Here is a 22,562-nt window from a genome sequence, read left to right on the forward strand (position 1 = left end):
CTATACAACATCTATAATTAAAAAACCCTTATCACTAACTCGTGACAAGGGGTTACTTTCTATTGTAATACATATGCACTTAGAAAAGCTAATAGAAAGAACAATACGCCAGTAACAATCGTTCCACGATGGAGAATTAAATCAATCCCACGTGCCTTTTGCTTACCGAATAATTGCTCTGCACCACCAGATATAGCTCCGGATAGTCCTGCGCTTTTTCCTGACTGTAATAGTACTAAAACGATCATCACAATTGCATCAATTACTAATAATATAGTCACAACACTTGCCATGTTTCACGACCTCCTCCTGCACCGACAATACCTACATGTTACTTTATCATATTTCTCTTAAAACTAGCAAGATAAATCGTGTTAAATTTGCTTTAAATTTAGACGAAATGATAAATTCCTTCTAATATAAATATAAATAGTAGAAAAACGTGGGGGGGATTTTGAATGGAACACACTTGTTGGCTATCAATGGAAGACAATACTGCTATTTATGTAAAGAAATGGTATACCACAGATACAACACCAAAAGCAGTGATTCAGTTAGCACATGGAATGGTGGAGCATATTGAACGATATCATGAATTTGCCAATTATTTAGTTGAGAAAGGATTTTTTGTGTATGGTAATGACCATAGAGGACATGGAAAAACAGGTGAAAAACAAGGATTACAAGGTTATTTTGCAGATCAGGACGGTTTTTCAAAAGCAACTAATGACCTTTATGAAATAACGAAGCATATTAAGCACGATCATCCAAACACGCCAATTTTTCTCTTTGGTCACAGTATGGGGTCATTTTTAGCAAGAAACTATCTTCAAATCCATAGTCACCTAATTGATGGTGTCGTGTTATCTGGTACCGGGTATTTCTCGACTGTCACATCCACCCTAGGTAAAGCACTTTCAAAAACCTTACCACCTAAAGGACAATCTAACCTCATGAATTACCTTTCCTTTAGCAGCAATAATAAGAAAATCAAAGGTAAAAAGCATGGGTTTGAATGGCTTTCGAGAGATGAAGCAATTGTTCAGGATTATGTGAACGATCCATTTTCAGGTTTTGTTCCAACAGGAAGATTCTTCTATGATTTACTTTCCGGTATACTTTCCATGCAAAACAAGAAACAGAATCAATTGATACGCAAAAATCTTCCAATGCTAATCATTAGTGGTGATGCTGACCCTGTTGGCGATTATGCAATAGGCGTTTGGAAAACTGCTAACATATACGAAAAGGCAGGGCTAGAAAACATTACAGTCATGCTCTATCCTGATGGGCGACATGAGATATTAAATGAAATTAATCGCATGGAAATATTTGCTGATATTAACAAATGGATTGTGCTACATCTGTAACAATCATTTACTTGCATGTGCATTTACATGAAGGTAAAATGTATATGGAGCGTTTTTGGGCAAATAAGACATCCACTCAGGAAACCTGGCCAAACGCCACGTTTTCTAATACTCTTTTAATTTGAAAGGATGGACTCTAGCATCATGAAGAAAGTAATGGGAATAGCTGCATCATCTGGCATTGCAATTGCAAAAGCTTATGAATTGAAAGCGCCGGATTTATCGTTTGAAAAGGTAACAATTGAAGATACAGAACAAGAGGTAGAACGACTAGACCAAGCTTTGGCAATTTCAAAACAAGAGTTAGAAAGAATTAAAGAGCATACAAGAAAAGAGATTGATGAAGAACATGCAGAGATCTTCTCTGCACATCTATTAGTTCTTAGTGATCCTGAGCTTGTCAATCCGATGAAGGACAAGATTACAACTGAAAAAGTAAATGCTGAAGCTGCATTAGATGAAGTTGCAACGATGTTCATTGATATGTTTAAAGCAATGGATAATGAATATATGCGCGAACGCGCTGCTGACATCGGGGACGTGACAAAACGCGTACTTGCACATCTATTAGGGGCAAGCTTCCCTGATCCAGCTCTAATAAACGAGCAAGTAATCGTCATTGCAAATGACCTTACACCATCAGACACTGCTCAATTAAATCGTGAGTTCGTGAAAGGGTTTGCTACCGATATCGGTGGTCGTACTTCTCACTCTGCGATTATGGCAAGATCACTTGAAATTCCTGCCGTGGTAGGTACAAAGGATATTACTTCTACTGTAGCAAAAGACGACATCATTATTGTAGACGGACTTGAAGGTAATGTTATTATTAACCCTACTGAAGAAGAAATAGAGACGTATCGCAATAAACAAGAAGCTTATGCAAAACAACAAGAAGTATGGGCGAAGCTTAAAGACGAGCCTACTTTCTCTAGCGATGGCGAACAAGTTGAGCTAGCAGGTAATATCGGTACGCCTGATGATGTACATGGTGTATTAAATAATGGTGGAGAAGGTGTCGGGCTTTACCGAACAGAATTCCTGTACATGGGTAAATCTGAGCTACCGTCTGAGGACGAGCAGTACGAAGCATATAAATCTGTACTTGAGCAAATGGGTGATAAGCCCGTTGTTGTAAGAACATTGGATGTTGGTGGAGATAAAGAGCTCAGCTATTTAGACTTACCAAAAGAAATGAACCCATTTTTAGGGTACCGTGCAATTCGATTCTGCTTAGATAACGAGCAAGTTTTCCGTCCACAGTTACGTGCTCTACTGCGTGCAAGTGCGTTTGGAAACTTAAAAATTATGTTCCCGATGATTGCAACATTAGAAGAATTCCGTCAAGCAAAAGCAATTCTTCTTGATGAAAAAGAAGCTTTAGTAGCAGACGGTGTGAAGGTCTCCGATGATATCGAAGTTGGAATCATGGTAGAAATCCCTTCAACTGCTGTAATTGCTAAACAATTTGCCAAAGAAGTAGATTTCTTTAGTATTGGAACAAACGATTTAATTCAATATACAATGGCTGCAGACCGAATGAATGAACAGGTTTCTTACCTGTATCAGCCATACCACCCTGCAATCCTTAACCTAGTAAACACGGTTATCGAAGCAGCGCACAAAGAAGGTAAATGGGTTGGTATGTGTGGAGAAATGGCTGGAGATTCCATTGCAATTCCAATTTTACTTGGGCTTGGATTGGACGAGTTCAGTATGAGTGCTACATCCATTTTACCTGCACGTACGCAAATTCGTAACCTTTCTAAAGAGAAAATGGTTTCCTATAAAGAAGAGATTCTAGCTATGGGAACTGCTGAAGAAGTTGTAGAATTTATTAAAGAAAAAACAGAGTAAGATTTTGATGAAGTGCTCAGACTTTTAGTCTGAGCACTTTTTTAATTGATTACATTGGGATGGGAAAGCATTTTTGAGCTGTGGGATCGCTTTTTATGGTCGTTTTCGGATTGGACAAGAGCTTTGTTTGGAAAAGTGTCGAACCCATGTCTCAATTGATTATTATTTTTCAATAAAAGTCAGCTTTTCTTCAATCGGGGTCCTCTCTTTAACATGCGGTATTTTTTTCGGGTAGCCAATTTGCATTACTGCAGCAATTTTTGTTTTCTTATAATCTAGTTCTAGATTCTTCAAAAATTCTTTGTCGTGCATATAGGGAGTTATCGTCCAGAGCATGCCTACACCAAATTCCCATGCCGCGAGTTGTGTATTCTGAATAAACGCACATACTGCTGCATATTCTTCTTCATAACGAATGGGATCATCTTCTGTTTCAAAATAAATAAGCGCATGATGTGGAATATCCAACAGAAATTTTGACATAGAGGCTATCAGTTTTGCTGTTTTCGGATCATTATCCTTTTTAATCATTCCTAACCGCTGGTAGCTTAGAATAATTTCCTTCACAAAATACTGCTTTCCTTCTCCCTGATAGATTTTAACTCTCCATGGCTCCTTCATATAATGTGTAGGGGCATAAGTTCCATATGTAAATATTTTTTTCAATAGTACTTGGTCAACTTCTTGCTGTTTAAATGTATGAATGGTTCTGCGTTCTTTAATTGTTTTTAGAATATCGATTTTAATCACCTCTTATTGTTATAGATTAGCACAAAAAAACATAAAAGCGATGTTATAATTCATATCGCTTTTATGCATCTCATTTAGTCGAATCGCTGACCTGACATAACGGTCATAAAACGTGTGTAGAACTTTGGATAATCGAGTCCGAAGGCGATACGGTGGGTTCGAACCTCCTCGTCTGCTTCTTCCTCCATATTACTATATGGTCGAATGTCAGCTATACTTTGCCCTCGCTCTGTACCCTCTCGAGCCTGAACAATCTGCACAGGTAAATTTTGAAATGTAAACATATCTTCTTGATTAATCGCCATTAACGTGAGGACATCGTGAAGGGGACTACCTTGGATATTAGGATCCCTCTCTTTGTAATAATCGTAGTAGTAATCCAATAATGTTTTTACAATTGGAAGCTCGCCAACCTGATCTATATAATCCACCATTTCCGGTGTAGCGATTGCTTGTTGGGTTACATTTAACGGAATAATTGTGACATTATTATTCGTGTTTGCTAATACCAACTGAGCGGCAACAGGATCGCCATGAAAATTTGCCTCTGACACCGCGGTTACATTTCCTGGAACCCAAAATGCTCCTCCCATTATATAATAGCTTTTTACCTTTCTCATTAAATCCGGGTACAGTAAAAACATGGTAGCAAGTGATGTCAAACGGCCGATATTCACAATGACTAATTCATCCTGGTATTGCTCTATTATTTCTACAATATCGTGGAAATTTTCACTGACCCCGTCTTGGCCATCCGTCTCAGGTATAATTGGTCCGAGTCCATATTCTCCGTGAATTTCCGGAACATATTCAGGCAGTTCACCTGTCATTGGTATTTCAGCACCTACAATGATTTTGACATTTTCAATTTCCTCGGAGTCGAACAGGCTTCGTACATATTGGATATTTGCTAAAGCATTTTCCCTCGATATATTTCCATAGTCAGCAACCATCCCAATAATATCAATTTCATCATTCATGTATGCATAAAGTATAGCAATTGTATCGTCAATACCAATATCACCGAAAAGCAATACTTTTTTAGCCATGTAAGCCCCCCCTCTCTGTATAATAATTACATTTAGTTAACTGTATTACAGTGGACACTTATCTATGCTTGGATTTTGTAAACATTTACAAGCGGGAATTAAGCACAAAAAGCGCAAGCGCCCGCTTAGCGACGTACGGACTGGACTGAGCCGGAGGAGATAAAGGAAACACGGCGACCGTAGGAAGCCGATGTTGACTTATCGTACGGAGGTGAGGGAAGTCTCGCTAGTCGTTGGGCGCTGGAGCTGGACGTGGCTGTTCCGGTAACTAAGTTATCCACAGCATTCAATTTTTATAGTTACTGGTGTATGAAATAATGTATTCAAACACAAAAAGTCCCATTGACTATGCTACGATTGAAATACTTAACCAAGTTTACTCAATCACCCACCCGACAAGGAGGACATAGTCAATGAGACAATTTAATGGTAAACAAGGATTAAGGAGAAGTCAATTCGCAAAAGAAATTCGTGGTAGTAATTTAGAAAAAGTTTTGATTGTTCCTATCGATGTTTCAAAAGTTCTTCAGAAAGCAATGATTTTAAATTATTTTGGTGAATCAATAGAGTCCGCATTCTCTTTTATGGTCAGCCAAACAGGTATGAAAGTTCTTATTGATAATATTGAGAAAGCTAAGAGTTCTCTTCAAACAGATAAGGTATTCATCGGTATTGAAGCAACTGGCCATTACTATGAAGATATTGTACGTATTCTGATGGATCAAGGGTATTCTGTTCACATTATTAACCCAGCCTCAACCCATGAAGAAAGAAAGCAACATCTAACGTACACAAAAACAGATGATATTGACTTGTATTTAATTGCCGAAGCTTTAATTGGTAATAAAGCTACAAATTCCAAATTAAATACAGGTATTTACAAGGAACTTCAGCTAATCACAAGGGCAAGGAGAAGCGAAATAGAAAAACGTTCTCGTATTAAAGTCGAGATTCGCAGCTACCATGATCAGATTTGGAGAGAATTTCAGGGTTACAGCACACTAGTTGACGGCAAGCTGAAAACAAAAAAGATTTTTAGTGATTTTTGGGGCAAAGGAAGTGTTCATATCCTAACACATTACCCCCATGCTTCTCAGATACTAGATCTAGGAGAAATTGGTTTACGCCAATTGTCTAAAAAACATAATTTAAAGATTAGAAAGGCAACAATTGAAGCATTATTATTAGCCGCAAAAGAAAGTGTGTCAAAACCATTAGACGAACTCTCAACCGAAGTATTTCTCTTAAGACAAAAATTAAAAGATTATCAATATCACACAAGAAACATCGAAAGTTATGAAAAAGAAATAGAACGATTATTTATTCAAACCAATGGAATATTACTTCTAACTATTCCAGGGATTGGCCTAGTTACAGCTGCCGAACTCTTTTGTGAGATGGGTGACCTCTCTTACTTCACTAGTGCTAGCCAACTTATTAAAAAGGCAGGAACGAATCCTGTTATCAAACAATCTGGACCCGGAAAGGGATACGCAGGCCGCATTTCTAAGCAGGGGAATGCAAATCTAAGAAGAGCTGTTTACAATGTCGGAAAAAGTCTAACGGTTCATAATGAGGTTCTAAAGCCCTTCGCAACCAGGTTAAAAGAGAAAGGCAAAAAAGCTGGAGCCATATACATCGCCATGGGTAATAAGCTCTTAAAAATTGCGTTTCCAATGCTTACTAAAGGTGAACCTTTTAAATGGGACAACCCAGAATATAATTACAAACAAGAGGTATTTAAGAAGCTGACAATGCCGTTAGCATCATAAACAGAACAACATAAATAGGCTTCACTTTCTTGGTTCGAGTGGAGATCGGATCTAGTTTCCTGAGGCACTTTTGACCTCGATGCATAGCCTTATCCCGCTCGACCTGTAAATGCGAATTAGTACGTTATTTATCTATTTTGTACTCAATGCCAGATTGCATCAATGCAGATTGAAAAATCGAGTGATAACCCATTTCAGAATCAAGAAAATGAAGCCTGTTTCATAATAAACTTGGTTAAATGCTACTTGTAAAAAATTCAAATTACGGTAGGTGTATTAGAGTAACCCTAAAACTCGAAAAAAGTATTTGACATTGTACGCTATGCAATTAAAAAACTTATCACTTGTCAAGTTTCTAATCGAAACTTTCCGCAAAAAAATAAGAGACAGATTTCTCCGTCTCTTATCAATACTTTTTTATTTTTTCAAGTTATAGAATGCACTTAGACCAGCATATTCACCCATACCAGCCAATTCATCTTCAATGCGAAGTAATTGGTTGTATTTCGCTACACGGTCTGTACGTGACGGTTTCTAAATGATAAAACACTATTATATCAACGTTTGTTAGCAATTTATCCTTATTTATATGTAACTGTTTTGCCTAATTCAAATACTACTCATAATTCAAAGTACAAGTAGTGTACGAATTAATCAAATTATAACACAAATAAGGGATAAGTAAACAAACTTTATAAAATTTTTCTTTCTAGTTCTTCTATTATTTAGCGAAGTTAGTTAATCCTTTCCAAGAAAAATCATGATTTACTTGAAGTCCACTCCATAGTGAAAATTCGTATTCCTGATTGAAGTAAATTAACATCCTCAAAGTGTATTTGTCATTGGTCGCATCGTTGCCTTATACTCATAAGAACGTTTGCTTTGAATATCACTAATGACAAGATACTTTACATCATCATAGACAATCACATCCCCACGTTTAATTTTAAAATTAGTGTGGATAATCTTATCATCAAAATTCGGAAGTGAATCAGATACCTTTTGATTGGAAATAATAGCTTTACGTGTTTCAGTTTCTTCATTAATATATATCGGCACACCAAACTCATTAATTAAACGACCACCTGCTAAAGCAGGTGGATTTTGACATAAATGTCTACGACTAAAGTCGTTCTTCAGGCTGAAGTCCTGCTCTAAGTCCATAAGCTTAAGCATACTCTAATTTTGACTAAACTCATTCTTCTATCCTGAATATTTCATCCTTACCTTCATTGAATTGATTTGCTATAAATTCTTTCTTCTTTTATGTCCGTCGCCAAAAAATATATAAGTGCATCAAATTCATAGTCACTAGGATACTCTTTTGCTAAAGCGATTGCTTCAGATAATTTTTTCCCCTTTATTAATTCTGCCACTTCAGTTAAATCTTCTTCCCTCTCCTTCGTTTTCTGTGTATCTTCTTTTTCTTGAACGATAGCATTAGGTTCTACTTCATTTTGATTTAGATTACTTGTTGAATTTTCACCACAACCAACTAATATGATGGTAAGCGTAAACAATAGTAATATTTTCTTCAATCACACCTCCCTTCTTTTCCTTATTGCTTATCTATTTCGACAAAACATTATAAAAGTCTTGCTAAAATTTACCTATTATTTTCAATTTATCTAACATTATCGCTATTACATACTTCCCTATTGTAAATTAGCTATGTTCGTGTGAAAATTTGTGTGCTATGACGTTTTCAATTGCTAGGGGTCTACACATTAATTTTAAGCCTTGTACTGTCACTGTTTATTTTCTTCTGTAAATCAAGGAATAGTTTAATGCTTATCTTAGTTGAAAGTCCTTTTCGAAAATCCCTCTTTTGCTTTACCAGAGCCTTTCCTTCCTCCTTGTTTAGCACTTTTTTTATTTCGTGATGTGTGAATGAACTGACTATAGGTATTCCTTCACTCTACGATAAAATCTTCATTGCTTGAACTGCTATAATTTGCTCTGCCTTCCACTACTTGTAAGCATCTATTAGTATAGCTACTTACAAGTGTATGTAAGTAGCTATTGATTTTATATGTCTTATTTATGGTAATGACTCACAAGCCAGCCCATCATTATCATTTCCATCCAGACGATGAGGATCAGAAGGTCCAGATGCTTCCATAAATGCTTGCGCTTCTGCCTGTGTAGAAAAGTCGCTACAGTTACGATCAGCTCCAGTATCTATTCCTCCCGTGCTTGGCTCTGGTTCTGGTTCTTGGTAATGGAATCCATCATCGTCATCAACATGTGCATAATTAGGAATTGACCACACACCTATACCCGAATCAATTGGAGTTTAATGTTCAGTGAAATATACCTCAAGTATTTGTTACCAACCTTATAACAATACAGCAAAAAGGACTAAGTCTATACTTAGCCCTTCAAAATCTAGATATTTATACATCACTTCAAAGTAGCCTTTCTTTTCTTATTACTTTTATCGATATCAAAGTAGGCTAGAAATTTTAGACCTTCCCTGGAAGTTTGGATTCGCTCATACCTTACACCAGTTACCTTAACCTTTTCGAGTAACCCAAAACTCATTAATGTAGGTGCAATATTATAATAGGCATATATAGTATGATCTTTTGCACCTCCGCTATTAGTAACACCTGTTGAGAAAGAATCTCTAAGCGATAGGAATGCAGTAAGATAATCAATATTTAACTCTTTATCATTGCCCAATTTCCCATTTGGTATTATCAACTCTTTACTTTTTAACACCTCTTTTATTTCCTCGTATTCAAAGTTCCCCACTTTTCTTGTAAGAACTTGTTTCTCTAGTAACTCCTTTATTTTCTTGTTCTCCTTGAACAAAGCTCTATTTTCTTCAATCAGTTCAGTATTATCTTCCACATCAGTACCCTTAACCCATCCTGAGAACTCATATAAGTCTTTAAACTCACTGAGCGTTGTGTGAACTGAGAGTTTAATGTCCTTTAAGTCATCAACCCTTCTAATCACCTTGGTATGGACAAAGTCCTTAAATTGCTTATATTTGTCCTGCTCTTGTTGTTCGAATACATTCTCTGCTCCTATTTGTGCCGCCTTACTATAAAGCCAAGGTTCAGATAATACAGTTGCAAATACAGGCATTCCTTTCTCAATGGCATACTCATACTCTAAGTGTGTGTAACTTTTTCCTCTTTCCGTTTCTACACTGCCATATCTTCCACCAAGAATTAGCAGATATACATCAGATTCATCAATCCAACGCTTTATTGTTTTGAACTGGTTTTCATTACCCGCTTTGAATAATTCCATGCCTGCTGGAATATGACCAGCATCGAGAATCGCTTCAACTGCTGCTTGTCTCTCATCCTTTAAATCAATAAATGTTGATGATATAAAAACTTGAAGCTTCTTTTTCAACTAAACTCCCCCATTTTGTTTCGCTATTTAAATATTCTACCATATTTGGATGAATACTGTTTACTTAATATGATTTACATTCGCTTCGGAAAATATAGTTAAATACTACGGAATCGATACAGAATAACTTATTTTTAGATAGTATAATTGGTCTCGAACTATAGTAGAGATTCAATAACATATTGCTAACCAACAAACCAACTCCACAGCATACTTACAAATGCCTTCGTAACGACAAAACAATCATCAGACGCCTTAAACTCAACCATGAATGGGAATTTGTGCATCCAAAAAGACATCCAAATAATTTGGATGCCTTCTTTTACCTATTTTACTTGTTCTTGCAGTACTTCTTTTAATTGTTCAATCGCATTTTCTTCACTAGGGTCATTGGTTCTAAGTTCACCACGGAAGGCTTTGGAGAGTATAGACTGTTTTAATGCTTCGATTGAATCTGCTATGTTTAAAATCTCATTCGCATTTTCCTCTTTTTCAATAGCACTTTCAACTTTATCTATCTTTCTCTTGAGCACATCTACAGGTGGCAATAAGATTTCATGTGTCTTAAACTTTTCAAACTCGATACTGTTAACAGTTGTTCCAGATTTAGAGTAGTTATGCAGTAGACTCTTTTCATTCCCCTTAACATACCACATGAAATACTTATTTATCCATTCATCTCCAGAATCGAATACCTTTAAATCTTGATTAACTGTACATTCTGAGAGTAAAAATGCTACAGGGAGTGTTCTTTGCAAAATACCACTTCTTACAACCATTGCTACTGAACCTCTTTTTGCAAGCTTTGCTGAAGAGTTTTTTAAACCTTCATCGGTAATGTAATCCATTGTCTCCGAGATAAAGGTGGTCTTCATATCTTTAGCTGAAATCCATGGTATTTTCCCATTCCAATACTCCTCTTTTGACTTACTTGGAGTTCCACCACCAAAAATCGTAAATAAATCCTTAATTTTTATCTTTCTCCATCCTGTAGGAAGTTTATCATTACTTAATCCTTCTTTTAAAATAGTTTTTATAATAGCCGCTCGACGAAGTTCAAATGTTTCCTTCGCTTCTTCAATCAACTGCTTTGCTTCATCAATTTTACTTAAAAGACTCTCTACTTTTTTAGCAATCCGTTTTTGTTCGTTTATGGGTGGTAACTGTATTGGTAGGGTTTGTATTTTTTTTGCACTTATGTTAGCTATGTTGGTTGTTTGAGTCGCTAGTTGTTGAATTTTCCCACTTAAAAATAAATATCTAAAATAGTAGTAAAGAAAATTAACATTCACATTTTTAGGTCTAATACATAGTAAAAAGCCACCAAATGTGATATCTTCTTTAACTTCATTAATAAAAGATATCTTACCTACCAAGTGATAGGAGTTAGCAACGGACATCAATATATCATTTTTTTTTACGAGTTTCCTTTTATTTTCTTTGGTATAACCTTTATCGACATATATTAGGTCATCCCATTTAAATTCCTCTTGGATATTTGCAGTCCTAGCACAACCTATAAGCCCTTCATTAGCTTCAAAATTTTTGGCACTAGCAGGAAACGTTATTCCCCTTTCTAATTCGATAAAATTGAAGATTCTTACCCAAATCCAATTATCTGGCAATTCATATGGTTGCTCTTCTTCCAGTACCAACGCTTCCTCTAATAATTCTTCAAGGGTCATTTTTTTCTTACTCATTTTATGACCACCTCGTCACTTTCAACAGCCCGTAGTTCCTCCACAACTCCATTTAATAATTCCATCGCCTGCTGAAGTTTCATAATTGCTTCTTCCGCCGATTCAATAGGGTCTGGTAAGTTTTCATATGAGGACAATGATTCATCTGCAATCAATCCAATATCTAAACTATCATCTTTTTTCGCAATTTCTTCTCGTGTAAACTTTTTCCAGCGTTCATCTTCTACTTTTGAGCGGTCTTCTGCAACATAAGCTTTCATGAAGTCTTCAAAATAAGCCATTGTTAATCGATTCCGTTTACCGAATGAAGACATATTTGTTCTTAGGTCATATACCCAAACATCTTTTGTATTGCCCTGATCAGTTTTTTCTCTTGTAAAAAACAAGACATTTGTTTTAACACCTTGAGCATAGAAGATACCTGTTGGTAAGCGTAAAATGGTGTGTAAGTTACATTTATTCATTAAATCTCGACGAATTTGCGCACCAATTCCGCCTTCAAATAACACATTGTCAGGGATTATAACAGCTGCACGTGCTTTCCCATCATCTTTAAGTGCATTATAGATAAGTTGCAAGAAGTTCAACTGTTTGTTTGAAGTTTCAAATGTTAAATCATCACGAGAAACTCTTTCCCCGCCTTTCTTTGTACCGAATGGAGGATTTGTCAATATCACATCAATATTCTTCATCCATTTCCCGTTGCTTGATAAAGAATCCCCGTTCTCTATTCGACCTTCAATATTATGGAGTAGTGCATTCATAAGCGCTAAACGGTGTGTCCCTTTGACAAGTTCCATCCCACTAAATGCTTCTTTCTTTTGAAATTCCGCTTCTTGTGGGTCAAGGTCAAAATAGTCATCTGTTTTATTTTTTAAATATTGGTCAGCCGCAATCATAAATCCCAATGTACCCGCAGCTGGGTCATTACAACGTTCCCCCACTTGGGGGTCAATAAGTTGTACCATTACATCAATTAGAACACGAGGAGTAAAGTATTGTCCTGCCCCTGACTTGGTTTCACTCGCATTTTTCTCGAGTAATCCTTCATAAAGATTTCCTAATCCCTCTTCTTTTGCATTGTACCAATCAAGACCATCAATCGATTTAATGATTTTTTCTAAGTTCTTAGGCTCTTCAATACTCGTTGCTGCATCACTATATATCAAACGAAGCCGTTCATTCTCACTGTTCCCTAGCTCTAATAATAAGTGTTGATAGAAGGTCTTTAATTCAATACCTTCTTTTTTTGTAAGGTCATCCCAACGATAGCCTTCTGGAATAACCTCTTCTGTCTCCTGTTCTTTCATCATTTTTAAAAATAATATATATGTTAACTCCGTCACATATTGTTGGTATGTAATTCCATCATCTCGTAACACGTTACATAAATTCCATAACTTTTGAACGATTTCTTGGTTGTTCATTTTTCTTCCTCCTGCAATCTCTGTATACTTATTTTGAATTACGTTTCTTTTATTAAACCTAGTTACACTACCAATAACTAATAAAAGCAACTTACCTATTATAACTTAAAAAACTCCTCTGTGAAGAGGCACAATTATTAACTAATGTAGAGATTCTCATTTATTGTGTTAACGACGGTATCAATATAGTCACCGAACTCACGTTTTAGCAATTTATAGCCACCAGAAGTTTTAAATGGTTCTTCTGAGAATGCTTCTTTGGCAGTTGGCGCAAGAACTGGCACTTGTAGCAATTGTTTTTCAATTCTCTCTAACCATTTCTTCTGCCTTGGAGTCCAATCATGTAATGAATATACTTTTTGCATAGCCTGTTTAATACGTGTATCATGATCAACAAGTGCTTCACCTAATGCAGCTTGGCGAATAAAGCTAATGATATCCGCTGCAATGTCTTCATTTTTTGTCTGTTTCCAAGCCGTTTGTAAATGCGATTGCTTAAAGCCTTTCGTTTCTAGAATGGTAATAAGTTCTCGTAAATCCTGCTGTGTTAAATCTATCGGGCGAGTACAAATAAGATGAAGGGCTGGAATATCATTGATATTTTCCTGAATAAAACGAACAAACCCATCTAAATAGTCTTCAGGACGCTTGTTTCCTTCACCATATCCCCGAATCACTTCTGTAACTTCGTCTTCTTTGTCAGAGATATAACGTTTCTCTCCCTTTACCCGATAGTTTCCCATATATTCAAATAACATGTTATGTTGTTTCGCCTCTTGAGGTGTATATGTTTGTATTTCCTTCGCCCAATCATCAATATTTTTTCCGTTCGAAAGTTCTTCAAACTTTTGCTTCCCTTCTTCATCCAATCTTTGTTTACGACGCTGAATTTTTGCTACTAATTGTTCACGATAAAACGAAGCTTCATCCATTGTGGTAGCATTTGTAAGAGATTCAAACAGTTCATCAATACTGTAATTCTGCTTCTTCACAACTGGTTTCATTTCTGTATAGCTTTGCAATTTGTCATAAATACCCACTGCATCATAAATATTAAAGTGTGTTTTTCCAATGTCTGGACAAAGACGAGTTGCACGTCCAAGCATTTGGTCATAAAGAATACGAGATTGTATTCTCCGTAAAAATACTAAGTTTGTTATTGGTGGAACATCAATGCCTGTGGTGAGTAAATCAACGGTTACAACAATATTTGGTAGTCTCTCATTTTTAAATCGTTTAATCGCGTCTAATGGTTTGTAGATATAGCCCGTTATTTTCATAATGGCATCGTCTTCTACTTCATCTCCACGTTCTTTAAATGCCTCTTTTAGTAACCGAACTATCAGATCAGCATGCTGGTCAGTAGCTGCAAATATGAGCGTTTTTTCCTTGATTGAAGGGTCAATATAATCCACTAATTTATTTAATACCGCTTTATTAAATGGCTCAGTGATTACACGTTTATTAAACTGTTCTACTTCAAAATGAATAGTATCCTCCATTTTTTCTAAAACGACTTCCCCTTCATCAACATCATACATTTCTACTTCTTCATTCTTCTCAAATGTAATCCCTACTTGCGAAAGTTCTGTTTTAAATAAATATGGTGGTTCATGGTCTACTAGGTAACCATCTAATACCGCTTCACTATATGAATATTTATAAATAGGCATTCCGAAAATTTCGGTCGTGTGAAGTGCAGGGGTTGCTGTAAGCCCTAAGCAAGCTGCATCAAAATAATCAATGACTCGTCGATATTGACTGATATAATCATCTTGATCTCTAAATACTAACTCCTCTTCCGACATTTCACGGTCACTTGTATAGCCACGATGTGCTTCATCTACAATAATAAAATCATATTGTCCCACACTTGGAATCTTTTCATCATTACTGTAAAAGAGTCTTCGAACCATCCCCTGAACTGTTGCAATTTGCACTTTTGTTGCAACCTCTGGTGTTATATCTTCTAAAGATTTCACATCATAAATGTCGGAAAATGATAAGCCTTCAATTTTAGTATCTTTTAGTGCATCCTCTGTCTGTTTTCCCAACGAATTACGGTCTACTAGAAAAAGAATACGACGACATTTTTTTGTTTTTATTAAACGATACATGAGTGCAATAGCAGTACGAGTTTTACCTGTACCAGTTGCCATCGCCATTAACATTCTTCTCTTTCCTTCTATTAAAGTCGCTTCAGCAGAAAGAACAGCCTCTTGTTGATACGGTCGTAAACCAAATTTGGTTATATCTTCTTCTTGAAGCTTTTTATTAGCCTCTTGGTCATCTTGACTAAGTAAAAGCTGTAAATCTTCTGGAGAATGCCACCCTTCTAAAGGACGAGCATGTTCCAATGGTTTACGTGAATCCCAGAACCAGATACCTGACTCTTCTTGAAGTTGCCTCAAATATGGTCTTCCATTCGTTGCAAATAAAAATGGCACTTTGTATTGACCTGTCGTCGGTGTAATGACTTCATCCGCATTCTGTATTACATTTCTCGCATAAACTTTTGTTTGGCTTTCTAATGCACCAGGAATGGTTTTCTTCTTTGCCTTAGCTTCAATAAAACCCACAAGCTTGAGACCAATAAACAAAGCATAGTCAACTCTTCCCCCCTCAACCTTCCATTCAGCAATTGCCATATTCCGATTTTTTTCTGGCAGCGTACTATTCTTTTGATGATTAATTGTGGTTGTATCTGCTTCCCATCCCGCTAAACGTAATTTTTCATCGATAATAATACGTGTTTCAGCTTCTGTTAATTTATGACGGCGCATAAAGTTTTTTGATATCTTTTTACGCTCAGTTCTTAATTCAGCTTGTTCTTCTTTTGCATGCTTACGAATTGTATCTAATTCCTCTTCAAGTCTTTTGACTTTTTCTTCATATTCTTGTTGAAGTTTTTCTGTGTCTAGTTCTGATTGCTCTTGTAGTTCTAAATAATCTGGGGCTTGAAAATCCCAGTCACCGTAAACCTCCATAAACCATATAGATAAGCGGAAAGTTAACTGCAATAAAGCTTTAGCTTCTTCAGTTTTTCCATAACCTGCTTCGTGTACGGCTAAATTCCCTTTACGACGTAGGGTTTCTAATATATTTATTAATTCTGGTTCTATTAAGCCATCTCGACGTAATGTATTAATACGGTCTACCTGCGTTGTACCATATGCTTCCTTTATATTTTCAGCAGCAAGGATAAACTTTGTTAATGTCTCCGCAAACAAACGTAACTTCATTACCGTCGTATGAGGGTCGTGGTATACATTCTTCTCAGCTGTCTCTCCCAAGTTAGCAAGTACATCCCATTTTCCATTTAAAAATGAAAAGTTGCTCTTCATTGATATCACCGTTTTCTATAGATTTCTATACAACTATTATACTATAATTAAAGAGTTATTTGAGATATTACATCACGGATCATTGACATTAATAGAAAAATTCCCCATGGGCATAGTACCTCTTTTATTTTTGTGCAACTTGGGTCGATGTATGTATTACAGGGTGTATGCTGCTATCCATTTACAAGAATACTTTTAACCACCCCCCACCAAATACAGAAAGCACCTATATAAATAGGTGCTCGAAGGGTCTACCATATATACATTGAATTTCCGTATAAGTCGAATTATACGGACGATATGAATTATATTCTTACTAATTCAAAACATTTAATAGTGACACTCATAATAATCAAATCTAAAAACCTATGAAGACCAATAACCTCCCAAACGCGTATAGCATCTCAAAATTAAGAAAACAATCGATCGCTACTTACCGTTATTCCTTATAACATTAATACCGATGCTTTATTTTAGCTTTTAAGTACCTTCTTACCATCTTATGTAACTCATCATTGGGTTTACTATGTAGTATGGTTGAAATCTCACTTTGTTTAATAGTATAACCCTCCGAGTTTAATTTATTTGTAACTTTCGCAATACTGCCAGACAAAGCATATTCCCTAATAACTCTTTTTTCAAAGGTATCTACAGAATAGTTTTCTGTTAAACAAACATACTTTGTCAATTCTTCAATAGTTCTTTTAGCCTTATCTATGTTCATTCTTCACATCTCCATTGCAAGATAATAATGATTGTTACATTATTCTACAAATGATTACTTAATTCCTGTAAATTATAAACATTACATACATATAACTAAGATAAATATTATCAGATATTGTTTCAATTAAGATGGATCAATAATCCATTAGTATATATTGTAGATAAAATATCAGTTTTATTAACATGGCGATCGTTCGATCAGATGTAAATGATTGTCGCGGTAACTGTATTATGAATTCAAAAGTACCTTATAATCTCAATATTGATACAGCAAAATACCAGTATTCAGAGCTAGCAATATATATTTTCTTTTAGACCGCTAGCCCGTGTACTGGATAAATTGTTCAGTTTTTGTATCAGTCGTATAAAGCATATTTCGTTTCGTACAGTTATCAGAAAATAACAGATTAATTGTTGTTTTTATACTAATTGATTTAATTCGTTACAAATATCATTTATTGGTGAGTCTTCGTTTAATCGTATGACAAAATCTTAATTCTCCAAGTTTACTGCTAGAGATTTAAATACCTAACTACATATTTATGACATTTAATAAAGCCCCTTTTGCCGCTAAGTTTATAAAATCGATTATCGTTTCCTACAAAATTTAAAGCCAATACAAACTACACAATATGATAATAATTTGGATGTTAGAGCATATAATTTACACAATAATTTAAGGGAGTGGGTCTAATGAAAGAAATACTAAGTGATATTAATTGCTTAGTTTGTAAACATAAAAGATTTGTTCGTTGCACATATTCCGTTGATTATAAGGAGCTGGACTTAGAAATGGCACACTACGGGGAGTTTGAGCATCGTTATGACACTTCATACGTAGATGTAGAAGGACGTTCATTTAATGATCATTTACCTAATGAGTTTGAAAGTTTATACGTATATGCATGTGAAAAATGTGGCTTTATAATGAATTTTATGAAACAAAAAAAGGTGTATTCCTCTAAGGATATTGAAGATTTAAGGGATAAGGAAAGAAATAGAAGAAGAGAAGAAAACACACAAACATGGACATTCGGTAAAGAAAAATAATTACTTATGAGCTATCTATAGAGTATTAAGGTTTCTGTTATTAGAGGCGCATAAAAAACAAATAGGCATTATTAATAAATGAGAAAAGGAGAGTGAAAGGCTATTGGAGATACAAGAAGCATTTAAATTGTATAGGGAGGATAAAGATGATAAGAACACTACATGGGTACAGGATAGACATAAAATACAACGTTTTATAGAAAAGGTTGGGGAGAAAACAGATGCACTGGAAGCAATAAGTGAAAGTAATCTTGAAGGTTTCTATTCAACACTAGATAGGAATCTAAGCGGATATTATTATGCTCTAAAAAAGTTTTATACATTTGTACAAGAAGATATTTTACGGTTTCCAAAGAGTGAAAAAAGAGTATTTCCGCTCGATACACCAAAGGACATGAATTTAGTTGGGAATAGCAAGAAACCAAGAGCCAACTACCTTAAAAAGGGATTCAACTTCTATCAATTGTTTCAAGATGATTTCTATGTACATCTACAGAACCAAATCGCTAGCCAAACCATCAAAGCTTGTATATCAGTTGGATTGGGTGCTGGCTACAATACTGGAGATATTACCGACATGACTCTTGAGGACATTCAAATGGATGGAGATATCGTTCGATTGAAGAATGTGTATGAGACTGAAAGCGTTCCGTGGATAGTGCTGACAGGTGAACTGGCGAAATACATTAAGGGATACTACGATCTACGCGTGAGTCATACTACTTCTATTGAAGATAATACTCAACCATTCTTCCAGAAATTTTGGAAAGGAAGAGAGTTAGAGATTGATTTTGACATAGCAGGGGATAAGCCTGCTACCATCATAACCCTTTTGACTTATATGTTAAAATACATATCTTTCAAAGTGGATATTGATCCTCATTTATACCCGACTCACCTATATATAAATACCATTCTTCATCAACTGTTACAAACGGAAGGTAAGTCATTGGAATCTATCATTCGTACCTTTGGATGGGAGCGGACATTTGTACGAGATTCCTTCTACCAGTACATTAAATATCGGGAACAAAAAGAGTCTGTAGGGTTTGATCCATTCGATTCGAACTCTCTGACTAACTTCGATGCTGAAAAAGATACTGCAAGTGACGAATCAAGTGATTTTTTTCCCAAATCTTCATTGGATGAATCCCCTGAAGCTGATGAAGATATTCTACTTATTGAATTTTTAACTAGTAGAAGAAAGAGGGATACAACAAGAGTAAGAGCATTAAAGAGAATGTACAAGAATTGTTGTCAAGTCTGTGGAGAACCACTAGTTGACATAAATGGCATTGGATATTCTGAGGTGAATCATATTCAACCTTTATCTAAACATAATGGAGTGGATAGAGAGGAAAATATGATTGTACTTTGTCCTAACCATCATACGATGATGGATATGGGAATAATTACGATAAATCCTAGAGAAATAGGGACTATATTACATGTGGATGAGAATAACCCTCTTCATTATAAAAAATTGGTTTTAGTTAAGATCGACTGTCAGAAAAATGCGTCAAATATCACCATGATGTTATCTTCCGTTCTATGCAAGAACGGATAAATACAAATTTGCACGAAAAGGCAATACTGTCAAAGTAGGGAGGTATTAATAGTTTTATTTCATTTTAGACTAAAACTTTATGGAACTAACAGGTTATTGACTAAGTCCAGCTTATTTTAAGATATGTATTATAATAAAAAGTAACCACCCTGCCAATCAAGCTAGCGTAGTTACTTTATTTTTTCTTGATTCACAAAGTATAACTTGCATTAAGTTCTGGTTTGCTTTTCTAATGGAAATAAATCTACCATTGGAGCAATGCAATTAGTGGAATAAAGGTACTTCCAAGAAATATGATCCAGCTAGTTCTTTATTTCATATATGATAACACCTTAAAATTTTCTCCTTTTACTCAATTTATATAAGCATTTAATTCAATAAACGTAACTTTATAGCATAGAAATACAGATATTTTTCGAGTTGATGTGTAAAAAATAGATATTTTCTCTATACTGCTGTTTCAAAAGGCTCTTGACCATCGATGCTTGTATCACTATCTCTGACACTACCGTCTTTATAATGGTTTTCACCAGCCCATCCGATTTCAACTTCGTAGACATCGGCAGGTATTTTACGTTGTTTGGGAATGACATTATATTCCCTTTCATTTTCTGCAAATAATACATGATTTAAAACCTTATAAGTGTTTACCTTTGTCTGCTTATCTACAGGCTTGTCCATGCAAAATGGCTTATGGTCGTTTTTTATCATGTTTCTTTTTTCCAGATTCACTAGTTGTAACTTAACTTCATCAATTGATAATCCAGTAAGTCGAGCCATCCTTTTATATGAGCAGTCAAACCCTCTTTCAAACTTATCCGTAGCCATCTTCAAAAAACTGTATAAGTAGAATCCTTCGACCCCTAATTCTGGCTCTGACATACAATAAATAAAAATATCAATGTCAATATGATGAGTGTTTTCTATCTCCCAAAATGTACCATTATAATAATTATCTTCTTTCGCATATTCGTCTCTGAAATATGCTTTTATAGGAAAGTTTGCTTTGCTTGCCTTTTTATTTCCATAAATCTCTGGATATTCACTTTCCATAATAAAATCATCAATTTCCTTTTTAAGTTTTCCATCCCGAACAACGGTGTCTACATAAATATAACCAACTGGTTTATCAGTAACCTTCTCAACGTAACCCATATTGACCAATACACCATTTCTTTTAGTTAAATAATTTAATGACTTATTATTTTTGGGAAAGCCAAGAATCTGCTTCATGATCTTTTCATCAATTGCATCAAATCCATCACCAATATAAAACTTTCCATACCTCCACATGTAGTTTGCTAAATAATAATAAGAATAAGCGTAAGCAATATGTGTAGTTGACCTACATTCCTCAATCTTATTTCCATCTTCATCATGTAATGCATCATTCAGGTCACCAAAAATCTCATTTAACATGAATATCCTATGTTCCTTTTCATTAAGATTTAATATTCTTTCTAGTTCAGCTTTTGTATAGAACGCTTGTCTTTTTCTAGACATTTACCATCCTCTCCAATCTGTATAATATATCCCTAAACGCTTCCTACCTTTTGCTTATTTATCCTAAAATACTTTTTGATTAACTATTAATATCTAACAATACTTCATGAAGCATATCTGAACGTTCAAACAGCCAAAATCTGTTGTTTGTTGTTTTATGCAATGCGCACACAATGTAATTAAAGCCTCTCTTTTTCAACTTCACCATAGCTGAATGGTCATAACAGAAGAAATATTTGCTTTCCATCTTCATTGACAACAACTCCTTTTATGATTTTATTTAATATCCTTGATCATTCATCAATCATTGCCACCTGTTCATCTGTGACTTTTAAAGCTACTTTTATTTTTCTATCCATTTTATCTGTGATTGGCTTCGTGTTTGATTCAATTCCGCTAATGTAAGACTTAGAACAACCCATCAATCTTACTAATTCAATTTGTGACATTCCTTTCATTAACATGATTTGCACTGAAATTTTCATATAATTAACCTCTACATTAATTATACCACGATAATTTGTTTCAGTCGAAAAAAATTGGTCTTATACAAAATTAATTCATTCGTACGAATTAGCCAGCAAAACATTGAATCTTTTTAGTTATCATTAAGTTATCAGAATATATTTTCTATAATACTTTTTATTTTGTATCTAAATTAAAGTTTGACACTCATTAAATTCAGTTGCTTGCTCTCTTATCCATATAAATAAAGTAAATTTCTAAAAGGTTCTCTCTGACCCACTCATATAATAATTATTAGTTTTCATTTTCTATTTATAGAATAATTTTTTAATAATGTGTTATATGAGAGTGGGGTAGGAAACCTTTTAAAACTCTTCTTTATTTTTGTGCATAAACTACATCACTCAAAATCTTATACCTAAAACCGACATGTTCTGTAAATCCACACAGAAAAACAGCACCTAGCAATGTAAGTGCTGTAGATATATAGGGTAATAATCATCATCTTCCCTGCTGTAATCCCATTTCTTTTACCGATCCTAATCCAACTAAATGACATTCAACTGTAGAAGTATTCTAAAATAAGTAGGCTGTACTGTGATAATTTGGT

Annotated in this window: 19 protein-coding genes and 1 pseudogene; 5 read left to right on the top strand and 15 right to left on the bottom strand. The window is 35.1% G+C overall.

Annotation, left to right across the window (positions count from 1 at the left end):
- Positions 1-59 precede the first annotated feature (59 nt).
- Complete coding sequence (gene secG / locus MHH64_RS16760; RefSeq protein ID WP_095311320.1) at positions 60-293, bottom strand: preprotein translocase subunit SecG; 234 nt, start codon at positions 291-293, stop codon at positions 60-62.
- A 165-nt stretch (positions 294-458) separates the two neighbouring features.
- Between secG and MHH64_RS16765 the strand changes: the two genes are divergently transcribed.
- Both MHH64_RS16765 and ptsP read left to right on the top strand, forming a co-directional pair.
- Positions 459-1,370, top strand: coding sequence for an alpha/beta hydrolase (locus tag MHH64_RS16765; protein ID WP_340002057.1), 912 nt, complete (start codon positions 459-461; stop codon positions 1,368-1,370).
- 144 nt (positions 1,371-1,514) lie between these two features.
- Positions 1,515-3,227, top strand: a complete 1,713-nt coding sequence (gene ptsP / locus MHH64_RS16770; RefSeq protein ID WP_118889703.1) for a phosphoenolpyruvate--protein phosphotransferase — start codon at positions 1,515-1,517, stop codon at positions 3,225-3,227.
- 162 nt (positions 3,228-3,389) lie between these two features.
- Here ptsP and MHH64_RS16775 read toward each other — a convergent pair whose 3' ends face one another.
- Positions 3,390-3,977 (bottom strand): nitroreductase family protein, encoded by a 588-nt coding sequence (locus MHH64_RS16775; RefSeq protein WP_251659191.1) that lies wholly within the window; start codon positions 3,975-3,977, stop codon positions 3,390-3,392.
- Positions 3,978-4,051: 74 nt separating this feature from the next.
- Entirely contained in the window at positions 4,052-5,026 is a 975-nt protein-coding gene (locus tag MHH64_RS16780) for a nucleoside hydrolase (protein WP_340002059.1), read from the bottom strand.
- A 413-nt stretch (positions 5,027-5,439) separates the two neighbouring features.
- Between MHH64_RS16780 and MHH64_RS16785 the strand changes: the two genes are divergently transcribed.
- Entirely contained in the window at positions 5,440-6,798 is a 1,359-nt protein-coding gene (locus MHH64_RS16785; RefSeq protein WP_095314505.1) for an IS110 family transposase, read from the top strand.
- Positions 6,799-7,215: 417 nt separating this feature from the next.
- Here MHH64_RS16785 and MHH64_RS16790 read toward each other — a convergent pair.
- The 9 genes and pseudogenes from MHH64_RS16790 to MHH64_RS16830 form a co-directional block, all read right to left on the bottom strand.
- Positions 7,216-7,329: pseudogene (locus MHH64_RS16790) on the bottom strand (hypothetical protein); the annotation flags it as partial.
- A 294-nt stretch (positions 7,330-7,623) separates the two neighbouring features.
- Positions 7,624-7,962: a hypothetical protein gene (locus tag MHH64_RS16795; RefSeq protein WP_340002060.1), complete on the bottom strand. Its 339-nt coding sequence runs from the start codon at positions 7,960-7,962 to the stop codon at positions 7,624-7,626.
- 65 nt (positions 7,963-8,027) lie between these two features.
- Positions 8,028-8,336 carry a hypothetical protein gene (locus MHH64_RS16800; protein ID WP_340002061.1) on the bottom strand — a complete coding sequence of 103 codons (309 nt, stop codon included), beginning with the start codon at positions 8,334-8,336 and terminating at the stop codon, positions 8,028-8,030.
- Between the two features lie 503 nt (positions 8,337-8,839).
- Positions 8,840-9,070 (bottom strand): excalibur calcium-binding domain-containing protein, encoded by a 231-nt coding sequence (locus MHH64_RS16805; RefSeq protein WP_340002062.1) that lies wholly within the window; start codon positions 9,068-9,070, stop codon positions 8,840-8,842.
- Positions 9,071-9,201: 131 nt separating this feature from the next.
- Entirely contained in the window at positions 9,202-10,170 is a 969-nt protein-coding gene (locus tag MHH64_RS16810) for a DUF4062 domain-containing protein (RefSeq protein WP_340002063.1), read from the bottom strand.
- 326 nt (positions 10,171-10,496) lie between these two features.
- The gene (locus MHH64_RS16815) at positions 10,497-11,870 is read right to left on the bottom strand and encodes a restriction endonuclease subunit S (RefSeq protein WP_340002064.1); all 1,374 of its coding nucleotides are present in this window, start codon (positions 11,868-11,870) and stop codon (positions 10,497-10,499) included.
- Positions 11,867-13,297 (bottom strand): N-6 DNA methylase, encoded by a 1,431-nt coding sequence (locus tag MHH64_RS16820; RefSeq protein ID WP_340002065.1) that lies wholly within the window; start codon positions 13,295-13,297, stop codon positions 11,867-11,869. The genes MHH64_RS16815 and MHH64_RS16820 overlap by 4 nt, the downstream gene beginning before the upstream one ends.
- A 137-nt stretch (positions 13,298-13,434) precedes the next feature.
- Positions 13,435-16,641, bottom strand: coding sequence for a type I restriction-modification system endonuclease (gene hsdR, locus MHH64_RS16825; RefSeq protein WP_340002066.1), 3,207 nt, complete (start codon positions 16,639-16,641; stop codon positions 13,435-13,437).
- A 454-nt stretch (positions 16,642-17,095) separates the two neighbouring features.
- Complete coding sequence (locus tag MHH64_RS16830) at positions 17,096-17,365, bottom strand: hypothetical protein (RefSeq protein WP_340002067.1); 270 nt, start codon at positions 17,363-17,365, stop codon at positions 17,096-17,098.
- A 695-nt stretch (positions 17,366-18,060) separates the two neighbouring features.
- Here MHH64_RS16830 and MHH64_RS16835 point away from each other — a divergent pair.
- Complete coding sequence (locus tag MHH64_RS16835) at positions 18,061-18,417, top strand: hypothetical protein (RefSeq protein ID WP_340002068.1); 357 nt, start codon at positions 18,061-18,063, stop codon at positions 18,415-18,417.
- Positions 18,418-18,520: 103 nt separating this feature from the next.
- Positions 18,521-19,984 (top strand): HNH endonuclease, encoded by a 1,464-nt coding sequence (locus MHH64_RS16840; RefSeq protein ID WP_340002069.1) that lies wholly within the window; start codon positions 18,521-18,523, stop codon positions 19,982-19,984.
- Between the two features lie 447 nt (positions 19,985-20,431).
- On the opposite strand, the gene MHH64_RS16845 is transcribed toward MHH64_RS16840, so the two are convergent.
- The 3 genes from MHH64_RS16845 to MHH64_RS16855 all read right to left on the bottom strand — a co-directional run bounded on the left by MHH64_RS16845 (position 20,432) and on the right by MHH64_RS16855 (position 21,972).
- Positions 20,432-21,487 (bottom strand): hypothetical protein, encoded by a 1,056-nt coding sequence (locus tag MHH64_RS16845; protein ID WP_340002070.1) that lies wholly within the window; start codon positions 21,485-21,487, stop codon positions 20,432-20,434.
- 79 nt (positions 21,488-21,566) lie between these two features.
- The gene (locus MHH64_RS16850; protein WP_340002071.1) at positions 21,567-21,740 is read right to left on the bottom strand and encodes a hypothetical protein; all 174 of its coding nucleotides are present in this window, start codon (positions 21,738-21,740) and stop codon (positions 21,567-21,569) included.
- Between the two features lie 40 nt (positions 21,741-21,780).
- Entirely contained in the window at positions 21,781-21,972 is a 192-nt protein-coding gene (locus tag MHH64_RS16855) for a helix-turn-helix transcriptional regulator (RefSeq protein WP_340002072.1), read from the bottom strand.
- Positions 21,973-22,562: the final 590 nt, after the last annotated feature.

The sequence above is a fragment of the Oceanobacillus sp. FSL K6-0127 genome (genome assembly GCF_037983385.1).
In the GTDB taxonomy this organism is placed as follows: Bacteria; Bacillota; Bacilli; order Bacillales; family Amphibacillaceae; genus Oceanobacillus; species Oceanobacillus profundus.